This window comes from Egibacter rhizosphaerae (assembly GCF_004322855.1).
In the GTDB taxonomy this organism is placed as follows: domain Bacteria; phylum Actinomycetota; class Nitriliruptoria; order Euzebyales; family Egibacteraceae; genus Egibacter; species Egibacter rhizosphaerae.
Map to the genome: position 1 here is coordinate 1,584,094 of NZ_CP036402.1, position 9,712 is coordinate 1,593,805.

The 9,712-nt window shown below is 73.5% G+C and carries 12 protein-coding genes; 3 read left to right on the forward strand and 9 right to left on the reverse strand.

Annotated elements, in window-relative coordinates; genetic code table 11:
* The first annotated feature begins 149 nt into the window (after positions 1 to 149).
* Both ER308_RS07355 and ER308_RS07360 read left to right on the forward strand, forming a co-directional pair.
* Positions 150 to 1,271, forward strand: coding sequence for a tyrosine-type recombinase/integrase (locus ER308_RS07355; protein WP_131154379.1), 1,122 nt, complete (start codon positions 150 to 152; stop codon positions 1,269 to 1,271).
* Positions 1,271 to 1,501, forward strand: coding sequence for a hypothetical protein (locus ER308_RS07360; RefSeq protein ID WP_131154380.1), 231 nt, complete (start codon positions 1,271 to 1,273; stop codon positions 1,499 to 1,501). Before ER308_RS07355 ends, ER308_RS07360 begins: the two co-directional genes overlap by 1 nt.
* On the opposite strand, the gene ER308_RS07365 is transcribed toward ER308_RS07360, so the two are convergent.
* The 7 genes from ER308_RS07365 to ER308_RS07395 all read right to left on the reverse strand — a co-directional run bounded on the left by ER308_RS07365 (position 1,486) and on the right by ER308_RS07395 (position 6,975).
* The gene (locus ER308_RS07365) at positions 1,486 to 1,737 is read right to left on the reverse strand and encodes a hypothetical protein (RefSeq protein ID WP_131154381.1); all 252 of its coding nucleotides are present in this window, start codon (positions 1,735 to 1,737) and stop codon (positions 1,486 to 1,488) included. The two genes, ER308_RS07360 and ER308_RS07365, sit on opposite strands and share 16 nt — an antisense overlap.
* Entirely contained in the window at positions 1,737 to 2,060 is a 324-nt protein-coding gene (locus ER308_RS07370; RefSeq protein ID WP_131154382.1) for a hypothetical protein, read from the reverse strand. Before ER308_RS07370 ends, ER308_RS07365 begins: the two co-directional genes overlap by 1 nt.
* Positions 2,061 to 2,353: 293 nt before the next feature.
* The gene (locus tag ER308_RS07375) at positions 2,354 to 2,998 is read right to left on the reverse strand and encodes a molecular chaperone DnaJ (protein ID WP_131154383.1); all 645 of its coding nucleotides are present in this window, start codon (positions 2,996 to 2,998) and stop codon (positions 2,354 to 2,356) included.
* Entirely contained in the window at positions 2,995 to 3,183 is a 189-nt protein-coding gene (locus ER308_RS07380; protein ID WP_131154384.1) for a hypothetical protein, read from the reverse strand. Before ER308_RS07380 ends, ER308_RS07375 begins: the two co-directional genes overlap by 4 nt.
* Positions 3,184 to 3,608: 425 nt before the next feature.
* Positions 3,609 to 4,745: a type II secretion system F family protein gene (locus ER308_RS07385; protein WP_131154385.1), complete on the reverse strand. Its 1,137-nt coding sequence runs from the start codon at positions 4,743 to 4,745 to the stop codon at positions 3,609 to 3,611.
* A complete protein-coding gene (locus tag ER308_RS07390) occupies positions 4,745 to 5,869 on the reverse strand; it encodes a TadA family conjugal transfer-associated ATPase (RefSeq protein ID WP_165491887.1) in 1,125 nt (374 codons plus the stop codon). Before ER308_RS07390 ends, ER308_RS07385 begins: the two co-directional genes overlap by 1 nt.
* A complete protein-coding gene (locus tag ER308_RS07395; RefSeq protein ID WP_131154387.1) occupies positions 5,866 to 6,975 on the reverse strand; it encodes a hypothetical protein in 1,110 nt (369 codons plus the stop codon). Before ER308_RS07395 ends, ER308_RS07390 begins: the two co-directional genes overlap by 4 nt.
* 176 nt (positions 6,976 to 7,151) lie before the next feature.
* Here ER308_RS07395 and ER308_RS07400 point away from each other — a divergent pair, with 176 nt between their 5' ends.
* Positions 7,152 to 8,078, forward strand: coding sequence for an HAD family hydrolase (locus ER308_RS07400; protein WP_131154388.1), 927 nt, complete (start codon positions 7,152 to 7,154; stop codon positions 8,076 to 8,078).
* A gap of 36 nt (positions 8,079 to 8,114) precedes the next feature.
* Here ER308_RS07400 and ER308_RS07405 read toward each other — a convergent pair whose 3' ends face one another.
* Positions 8,115 to 8,624: a proteasome activator gene (locus ER308_RS07405; protein ID WP_131154389.1), complete on the reverse strand. Its 510-nt coding sequence runs from the start codon at positions 8,622 to 8,624 to the stop codon at positions 8,115 to 8,117.
* Positions 8,625 to 8,752: 128 nt separating this feature from the next.
* Entirely contained in the window at positions 8,753 to 9,571 is an 819-nt protein-coding gene (locus ER308_RS07410) for a tetratricopeptide repeat protein (protein WP_165491888.1), read from the reverse strand.
* Positions 9,572 to 9,712 lie beyond the last annotated feature (141 nt).

Below are 9,712 nucleotides of genomic sequence, written 5' to 3' on the forward strand. Positions count from 1 at the left end.
CTCCCTTCGCAATGCCTCAACCACACGAGTCATTCGTAGCCAAACAGGACTAGCCCGTGAAGTCGAGAGGGTGATCCAGATTGTCTAGACGCAGAGTGGCCGGATCGGGCTCTCTGTATCAGCGCGGAGACGGCCGGTGGGTCGGCCAAGTGTCGGTCGGCGGCAGAGGCAGCCGGCAGCGCCTCACGGTCTACGGCGCGACCGAGGCGGAGGCGGAACGCAAGCTCACCGACGAGCGCCTGCGCGCCGAACGCGGCGCGCCGCCCGACGCGGCGCGCCAGACGGTCGCCCAGTATCTGCACTGGTGGCTGCACACCGACCTCGCCGGTCAGGTCGCCCGCGGTGACATCGCGGCGGGCACGTGGCGCTACTACGAGGGCCGCGCGCGCCTGTACATCACCCCGGAGGTCGGCGAGGTGCCGCTGCGCAAGCTCGCGCCGCAACACGTCGCGCATCTGCTCGCCGCGCCGAGGCTCGCGCACCTGGGGCAGCGCAGCCGATTCCAGGTGTACGCGACGCTGCGGGCCGCCTTGTCGCGCGCGGAACGGCTCGACCTCGTCGACCGCAATCCCGCCGACCGCGTCGAGCCGCCGAAGGTGCGCCGCGAACGCGTGCGCGCGCTCACCGAAGCGGAGGCGCGCGCGATCTTGGATGCGGTCAGCGGCCATCGTCTCGAAAGCCTCGTGCGCGTCGGCCTGTCCACCGGTCTGCGGCCCGGTGAGATCGGAGGTCTCGACTGGAACGACGTCGACCTTGAGTCGGGCACGCTGCATGTGCGGTGGACGCTCACCCGCGGGCACGAGGCGGTCGACGCGCAGCCCTACGGGCGACAAGGGTCGCGGCGAGGCCGCAAACCGGTGAAGACGGAGGGCAGCGCCGCGCCGGTGCCGCTGACCTCGACGCTGGTGGATGTGCTGCGTCGTCACCGGGTCGCGCAGGCCGAGGAACGGCTCGCGTCGCAGCGGTGGCGCGAGCCGCCGTGGCCGCTGGTGTGGGCCGGCCCGGAGGGCGGCCCGATCGTTCCGTCGGAGTTGTCGGAGTGGGTCGGCGACGTGTGCGAGGCGGCGGGGGTGCGGCGCATGACGGCGCACGAGTTGTTGCGGCATGGAGCGGCGACGTTGCTGGTGGCGCAGGGCGTCGAGATGCGCGTGATCAGCGAGATCTTGCGGCACACTTCGGCGTCGACGACGTCGGACATCTACGCGCATGTGGACCGGGAGGTCGCGCGCGAGGCGGTCGGCAGGCTCGACGGGATGCTTGGGGGGCATTGATGCTCCGAACGGTGGGCGCGGGGGTCGCCGGGTTCGCGCTCGGCTGGGTCGCGGTCACGGTCGCGTATTGGATCGTGGACGTGGCGGTGGTTATGGTGGTGGGCTTCGAGTTCGGCGGGTCGCTCGCGGGGGTCTTCGGGTTCCTGTCGCTGGTCGGCGGTGTTGTGGGGGCGGTGGTGATGGTGCGGCGGTCTCGGGGGTTGCGGCGCGGGTCTCATTGGCCCCAGTAGGCGCGGGCGTAGTGCTCGGCGAGGTCGTCGCGCACCCATTCGGGTTGTTGTCTGGCGACGGTCTCGAACTGGTCGGCGGCGTTGGCGAGCCCTTGGGGGTCGGGCCATTCGGCGCGGGCCGTCTCGCCTGCTTGCTTGGCGGTCCGCGCGCATCGTTGGGTGGTGCTGTGCGGCCGGCTGGTGTTGCAGTGTTGGCAGGGCGGTGGGGGCTCGTCGTCTTTCTTGCGGCGCGCCATCACACGGCTCCCTCGACCTCGACGCGCCACAGCCCTTGTCGGCCGCGCATGGGGATCGGCTCGTCGAGCGGTTCGGGGTCGGCGAGCGTCCAGTGCCAGGCATCGGGCTCGGCGAAGCGGGAGCAGTAGCGAAGCTCCGACCAGTTCGGCCCCGTCTCGGTCAGGCAATCGTCGGCGTGGTGGCAGCCGGTGACCTTCACCGAGCCGAGCAACACGCCGCGCAGGCTGCGATCTTGGAACCGTGCCGCCTCCTTCACGGGAGACAACAGCGGCCCGACGCCGCGACGACGCGTCTCGCCGCTGATTACGCGCGCCCACTCCATGACCGCTTGCGTGCCGGCCGGGTCGTGCTGTTGCCCCGCGTGGATCCAGAGGCGGAACGGGAACGAACCGTCCGGTTCGCAGCCCTCTAGGTGGGGCCGCAGACTCCTCGCGGGAATGTGCGCCCGATCATCATGTGAGCCTGGTACCGGCTCCGCGGATCGACCGCCACACTCCCGGCACCTCGCGTACTGCGGCAGCGTGGACGGCACCGGCCACGACCTGTTCTCCACCGGCTTCACGCCAGCCATGATGAGAGACGCCCACGGCTGGCGGACAGTCAACGCCCGTTCCATCACGCGCCACCTCCGTGCAGGTCGAGCATGCGCTTGGCTTCTTCGAGGCGGCGGAACGCTTCGGGGTTGCCGCCAGCGTCGGGATGCAGCCGCTTCGCGGCCTCGCGCCACGCGTTCTCGCGCACGCCCGGCGAGGTGACCAACGAGTCCGGAAGGTCCGAACCGCTCCATCCGGAGGCCGAGGCGAGCCAGCGGGCAGCCATCTCGACCGTGGCGAACCGCGGCTCGTCGCTCTCCCCGGAGCCGAGTTCGCGGAACCCGGCGTACTGGCGGCCGGCCATCACCCCGTGCCGGTCGGCGGCGCGGAGGGCTTCCATGGAGAGGCCGATCGCGCGGACGTTGTCCTGCCAGCGCGTGTACCGGTCAGTGCTCCAGCTCAGACGGCCGTGGTCGGTGTCGGGCACCACGACGGTCACGCCCGGGTGGTCCGTCTGAGCTTTCGCCCGGGGCCACCCGTCGATGCGGAGCTGCGTGTCGTCGAGGGCGAGCTGGAACACCAGGTCGCGGCCGCCGATCATGCGGGCCTCGCGCCCGAGCAGTTCCTGCGTGGCGGTCCAGCCCGCGGAAAAGGGAGCGCGGCGGCGCTGGCCGGGTTCGCGGAGCTGGCCGGGCCAGTTGGTGAGGGGGCGGCAGACGATCCTCACGTGTCCCTCCTGTGCTGGCTGGCGTGCTCGCAGGTCGCGAAGTGCGACGTGTACAGACTCGGGGTGTCGTCGGCGCGCGCGGCGGCGTTGTCCGCGTACACGTCAGCGAGGTAGGAGCCGGTGCTGCCCACGTAGGTGAGCGCGACGTTGCCGCGCTCGTCGTCGGGCTCGGCGTCGACTGGCATCGCCTTCCCGTTGACGGTCTCGACCCACACGATCGGTGCTCGGCAGCTTCGACAGGTCGCCATCGGTCTCACCCTTTCCCTTCGTGGCAGCACTCGTGCCAGCACGAACCACACATCGGCGGCGTCCTTCCTGGTCAGCGGTCTACGGCGGCTCGTGGGGGCGGAGCATCGCGTACTCCGCGGCCTGGGCGCCGGACTCGTCCGCGGGGTCGAGCCGGCGCCGCAGTGCGCGCACCGGCGCGAGAACGGTGGTTCGCACCATGGGCACCTCCTTGGTCGGGCCACGCCTCGAACTCGCTGACCACGAGCGGGCGCGGCGATCGGTGGGGAAGGCGTGAACAACGTACGGGTGGTTTCGCCGGTGTGATTCAGATCGGTGGCGCGCCCTTGTGGAGCGAGGGCTCCCGCTGGGCTCGATCTCGGCCTCAGCTGCCGAACGCGGTCCACAGCACGGGCGGCACCACGCCGAGCACGAACGCGGGCAGGGTGAACAGCGTCGTCGGGAACACGAGCGTGACCTGCACCCGCTCGACGGCCTCCTCGGCGGCGGCGCGGCGCTCGTCGCGCAGATCCGCCGCGAGGCGTCGCACCGGCTCCGCGGTACCCGCGCCCCACCGGTGACCGACGTCGAGCACCGCACCCAAGGGTGCGAGTGGGCCTCCTTCGAACGCCTCGGCGGGGCTCCAGCCGGCCCGCAGACGACGCGCCGCACGCGCCAGTGGTGGGCCGGCGGCCGGTGGGACCAGATCGCTCGTGAGGTCGAGCGCCCCGGCCGGGTCGAGTCCGGCGTCGAGGCCGATCGCGACGAGCTCGCACGCTTCGGCGGTTCCCCCGCCCACCCGTGCTCCGGGCGTGTCGGCCCTCACCGGGCGGGAGGCGCCCCAGGCGACGCCCACGCCGGCCGCGAGCCCGGTGAGCGGCCCCACCAGCGCCGCACCGGCGAACGCCACGGGCGTCGCGAACGCCACACCGCGCCCCCACCGCGAACGCCCGACCGGCGGCGCGAGGGGATCCGCCCGCTCGCCCGCCGTGGCGGCACGTCGGACCAGGCGGGCCGACCAAGCCCACCCCGTGGCCAACAACGCCGCCGCAGCCACTCCCGCCAGCGCTCCCAGCGGTGTGGCGTAGAACCCCAGTGAGCCGGGATCGAGGCCGGTGAGCAGCACCCAGGCACCCAGCGGTACGAGCACGAGGACCCGGGCCGACACACGGGCCTGCGCGGTCCGCACCCGCAGCAACCGATCCAGCTGGGAGCGGTCCCGCACGGCGCCGAGCACCTGGTCGACCGCCGCGACGCCGCCCACTCCCGCGCGCTCGGCCACCGCGAGCGCACGTACCAGGAGGCGAGCCGCCCCGTCGCCGGGCACCCGTTCCGCGGCTTCGGCCAACGGCACGCCGAGCCGAGCCGAGCTGGCCGCACCCGACAGCGCGACCTGGCCACCCGACCCCGGTGACGTGGTCGCCTCCGCCAGCGCGGCCGCAGGGGCGGCCCCCGCGGCGAGTGCGGCACGGACCGCGGTCAGCTCCGCGGTCGTGGGTTCGGCCCGATCGCGCCGAGCCATCAACCGCCCCGCAGCCACAGTCGGCGCGCGCCGAGCTCCCCGTCGCCGCGCCGCTGGACCTCGGCGACCTCGACCACCCCGCGGGCGCCGTCGCGCTCGCGCCCGAGCACCACGAGCAGGTCGAGGGCCACTGCCAGCTGCGCCCGGACGGCGTCGAGCGGCAGGCCCGCGAGCAGCGCCATGCCCTCCATGCGCACCAGCGCCTCGTCGGCCGCCCGTGCGTGCACGGTCGTCATGCAGCCCTCGTGGCCCGTCGCGAGCGCCTGGAGCACGTCGACGAGCTCCACACCTCGGACCTCTCCCACCACGATCCGGTCCGGCCGCATGCGCAGCGCCTGGCGCACGAGGTCGTGGATCGTGGTCTCGCCCACCCCCTCGGCGTTGGCCTCCCGCGTCTCCAGCCGCACCGCGTGCGGGCAACGGGGCCGCAGCTCCGGCGCGTCCTCGACGAGGACGACCCGCTCGTCCGCACCGACGTCGTCGACCAACCGCCCGAGCAACGTGGTCTTGCCGGCCCCGGTACGCCCGCAGCACACGATCGCGCGCCGCTCGGCCACCGCGTCACGCAACAGGTCGCGGACGTCCTCGGGCACCGCACCGCTGGAGGTGAGGTCGTCCCAGCTCATCGCGACCGGCGCGAAGCGGCGGATCGCGACGAGCGGGCCGTCCGGAGCGAGCGGCGGGAGGACCGCATGCAGGCGGCTGCCGTCCGGAAGGCGCGCATCCACGTGGGGGCGGGCCCGGTCGAGGCGGTAGCCGAGCGGCCCGACGACGCGCAGGACCGCCTGGTGCACCGCATCACCGTCGTCGAACGTGACGTCGGTGCGCTCGAGCCGTCCGGCCCGTTCCACCCAGACCTCCCGAGGGCCGTTCACCAGGACGTCGGTGACGGCGGGGTCGCGTAGCAGCGGTTCGAGCGGACCGAGCCCGGCGAGCTCGTCAGTGAGCTCGCGGACGAGGCGGGCGAGTTCGTCATGGGGCAGCAGCAGACCCTCGCTGCGCACGGCGCGGGCGACGGCGGCACGGACGGCAGGAACGCGGTCCGCTCCGCTGCCCGCTCGGGCCACCTCCGGGTCCTCGGCCACGCGCCGTCGGATGCGCGCGAGGGTGGGTGCCGCGGTCATGACGTCCTCGCGCCGCCATCGCGGGTCGAAGTCGGCGGGCTCGAGCCGCGCACGGGCAGGAGCCGTCGCAACGCAGCCAGCCATGAGCCCGGCAGCGCACCCGGCACCCGGCCGCGCACACCGGCCACCCCGACCCGTGCCGACCACGGCACCGAGACGACGGCGTTCCTCCCCCGCTCGCCACGCACCGCGCGCCGGGACAGCGGCCCATCACCCACGAGCACGAGCGGGTCACCCGTCCGAGGTGCCCGCACCAACCGGCCATCGGGTCGGGCCACCCGCAGCCGGCTCCCGGACCCGCGCCCCGGGACCGCGGCTTCCCCGGCCAGCTCCTCGGTGTCGGCGTCCTCTGCGACGCCATCGCCCTCGGGACCCGCATCGACCACCACCAGGTCGGCGGGCCACCCGGCGACCCGGCGGACCGGACGGCCGTCACCGAGCAGGCGCAAGCGCTCGACGCCGGGAACGGCGACCGCGAGCGTCTCGATCTCCTGCCCGGCACCGGCATCGAGCGCGGCCACGGCACGCCCGCCGGGGCCCTGCCACCGGTCCCGGCCGGCGAGCGCGAGCAGGTCATCCCCGCCGCAGACCACCACCGAGTGCCCCGCCCACGCGGTCAGCCCCGCGAGCGCGAGGGCGACCGTCGAGGCGCCGACCCCGCCGCCGATCCCGGTGATCACCAACAGTCGGGGCCCACCCGGCTGCACGTGATCCGGCGACCGACCATGCGGGGTCGAGCCACCTCCGCCGGCTGCGGTTCGCTCCCCGTGCGTCGACGGACGTCCGGTCCGTTCCGCGAGCGTGGCCAGACGCTCGCGATCCTCGGGCCACCCCAGCGCGTCGAGCGCGCCCGCGTCCAATGCCGTTCGCACCGCCTCGGCGTCGGCGACCCCGTCGATCACGACCACGGCGGGACCGTCCCTTTCGGACACGCGAGCCGGTGCGACCAGGAACAGCGCCGGGGAGGGCGGCCCTTCGGGGGTCACGACCTGCCAACCCAAGTGTTGCTCGACCCAGCCCGCCACCTCGTCGTACAAGGGTGGTTCGAGGCACACGGCCACGGGGAGGGCGGCGACGGCACTGCGTCCCGGGTCGGGCTCCCCCATCTCGCCTCCCGTGCGGTTCCTCTCGGTCGGTCGCCGTGACCGTACGAGCGACCCCCGTCCCCACCCGCCGATCGGTCGGCGAGCGCTGTGGAAGCGGCGGGGAGCCTTCCGCCCCGGACAGGGGGACGACCTCGCCCCGACCGGTCGAGCGCGGGTCGGGGGCTACGCTGGGACCCATGGCCCTGGGGGACGGACGGAGGCGAGCTGCCGCGTTCTTCGACCTCGACAAGACCGTCGTGGCGAAGTCCAGCGCGCTCGCGTACGGGCGCGCGCTGCACCGCGAAGGCCTGATCTCGTCGACCACCGTCGCGCGCACGACCTACGCGCAGCTGTCGTTCCAGCTGTTCGGGGCCGACGCGGACAAGATGGATCGCTCACGCGAGGCCATGCTGGAGCTGATGCACGGCTGGAACGCCGCGCGGCTGCGGGAGCTCGTCACCGAGGGCCTCGACGAGATCATCGAGCCGATGCTGTATCCCGAGGCGCTCGAGCTGCTCGACGAGCACCGCCGAGCCGGTCACGTGCTGTTCCTCGTGTCGAGCGCGGGTGAGGAGATCGTGCAGCCGCTGGGAAGCCGGCTCGGCGTCGACCGTGTCATCGCCACCCGCATGGGCGTGGACGACGAGGGGCGCTACGACGGCACGCTCGACTTCTACTGCTACGGACCGGCGAAAGCCGACGCGATGCGTGACGTCGCTGCCGCCGACCAGCTCGATCTCGAGGCGAGCTACGCCTACTCGGACTCGATCACGGACCTGCCGATGCTGGAGGCGGTCGGCCACGCGGTCGCGGTCAACCCGGACCGCGACCTGCGCCATGTCGCGGTCGAGCGAGGCTGGCAGGTGCGCGACTTCGAGCGCCCGGAGTCCCCTCCCCGCCTCTCGCATCCCCACGCCGAGATCGTCGCCGGAGCCGGGGCGCTGTCGGCCGTCGCCGCTCTCGGATGGTGGCTGTACCACCGTCGCGAGCGCAGCGATCCCTGGTCACTCGCCAGTACCTGGGAGCGCCTGCCGTTCGACCGCCTCGCCGGCGCCCGCAACACGATCACCCGTCGGACGAGCGGCACGCTCGAACGCGTCGCCGAGGCGGGGCGCCGCTCGTGACCAGCCCGGCGAGCCGGGACCCGACCACCGACCGGTCTAGAGGTACTGGCCCGTCCCGTGCCGCTCGCGACCGCCCTGGGAACCCTGCGGCCCCGGCGGGAGTGCACCCTGCTGCCGCATCTGCTCGAGCTGCTGACGCGCCTGCATCTGCTGGTTGAACACCGCCGCCTGGATCCCCTGGAACAGCCCTTCCAGCCAACCGATCAACTGCGCCTGCGCGATGCGGATCTGCGACTCGCTCGGGGCGTCCTCCTGGTGGGGGATCAGCAACGCGTCCAGCTCGTCCTGCAGGTCCTGCGAGAGCACGGCGCGCATCTCGGCGACTGCGCGCTCCTGCACCTGCCTGAGTTGCTGACGCCCACCCTCGTCCGGCTCGGCGCGGCGCACCTCCTCCTGCATCTCGCGGAGCATCACCGCGATGCGCATCAGCTTGGTGGGCTCGTGGATCGACGAGCCGTCGCGGCCGTGCTCCACCATCTCGACGGAGTCGTCCCCACCGGACGCGGCCTCTTGCCCTTGCGCTGGCGTGGCGTTCGGATCGCTCATCCTGGTCCTCAAGTCCTCGCGGTGCCCTGGGGCAGCGCCGGCCGGCCTCCCGGCATCGGCCAGCCGCCTTGGCCTGTCCGTCCTCGCAGCCTACCCACGGGGCAAGGGCGTCACGGGGCCACGGTGCGCTACGCGTAGAGCGCGTTCGCGAGCCGCGGCCGAGTTCGTGCGACGAGATCGTGGCCGTCGCCGAGCGCGGCGAAGACCTCGAGGATCGCGGCGCGGGCGTCCTCGCGAACCGAGCGGTCGCTCACTGCGGACAACAGCTCGTCGAGCGCTTCCTCGTAGCGCTCCTGCCCCGCGAGCGCACGTCCCAGCTCGACCCGGGCCGAGGCATCGGTCGCCGCGCGCTCCCGCAGCGCGTCCAGGTCACCGCCGCCGGCGCGGGAGAGCGCGAGCCGCGAGGCCAGCTCGCGAGCCCGGTCGTCCTGCGGCGCCGCCGCGAGGAGCTGCTCGGCCTCGTCGATCTCGCGGCGGTCGGCCAGGCGCTGCGCGAGGGCGACCGTCGCCCCGGCGTGGCCCGGCTCGTGCGCCAGTGCCTCGCGCAGCAGCGACTCGGCCTCCGCTTCGGAGGCCTCCTCGGCGGCGGCGGTGAGTCGGTCCGCGGGTGACGGCGCGAGCTTCGTGAACAGGTCCTCCAGCGCCCGCTCGGTCTGCACGCCCGTGAGCTCCGCCACGACACGCCCGTCCCGGAACGCCTTGAGCGCCGGGATGCCCTGGACCCGGTACCGGCGGGCCACGGCCGGGGCGGCGTCGACGTCGAGCTTCCTGACCTCGACGTCGCCGGTGAACCGTCCGGCCACGCGTTCCAGTATCGGGGCGAGCTGGTGGCACGGACCGCACCAATCGGCCCAGAAGTCGACGACCACGGCCCGCTCCCGGCTGCGCTCGACGACGTCGGCATCGAACGTCTCGGCGGTCGTGGTGGTGATCACGGTCTCGGCCATCTCGCGCGTTCCTCCGTTCGCTCGTCCTTCGAGAACCTCGCGGGCTCCGAGCCTACGCGGACCGGCAGCATCATCGCCCACGCGACAGAACGCGTCGTGGTGCTGCAGACTTCCCGCCGCCACCTGCGCCCGACCGATCCC

Bases quoted from the DNA above. Each gene is read 5' to 3' on its own strand.
- ER308_RS07360 (WP_131154380.1), top strand. From the start codon at position 1,271: ATGCTCCGAACGGTGGGCGCGGGGGTCGCCGGGTTCGCGCTCGGCTGG.
- ER308_RS07365 (WP_131154381.1), bottom strand. From the start codon at position 1,737: ATGGCGCGCCGCAAGAAAGACGACGAGCCCCCACCGCCCTGCCAACAC.
- ER308_RS07370 (WP_131154382.1), bottom strand. From the start codon at position 2,060: ATGGAGTGGGCGCGCGTAATCAGCGGCGAGACGCGTCGTCGCGGCGTC.
- ER308_RS07380 (WP_131154384.1), bottom strand. From the start codon at position 3,183: ATGCCAGTCGACGCCGAGCCCGACGACGAGCGCGGCAACGTCGCGCTC.
- ER308_RS07385 (WP_131154385.1), bottom strand. From the start codon at position 4,745: ATGGCTCGGCGCGATCGGGCCGAACCCACGACCGCGGAGCTGACCGCG.
- ER308_RS07390 (WP_165491887.1), bottom strand. From the start codon at position 5,869: ATGACCGCGGCACCCACCCTCGCGCGCATCCGACGGCGCGTGGCCGAG.
- ER308_RS07395 (WP_131154387.1), bottom strand. From the start codon at position 6,975: ATGGGGGAGCCCGACCCGGGACGCAGTGCCGTCGCCGCCCTCCCCGTG.
- ER308_RS07400 (WP_131154388.1), top strand. From the start codon at position 7,152: ATGGCCCTGGGGGACGGACGGAGGCGAGCTGCCGCGTTCTTCGACCTC.
- ER308_RS07405 (WP_131154389.1), bottom strand. From the start codon at position 8,624: ATGAGCGATCCGAACGCCACGCCAGCGCAAGGGCAAGAGGCCGCGTCC.
- ER308_RS07410 (WP_165491888.1), bottom strand. From the start codon at position 9,571: ATGGCCGAGACCGTGATCACCACCACGACCGCCGAGACGTTCGATGCC.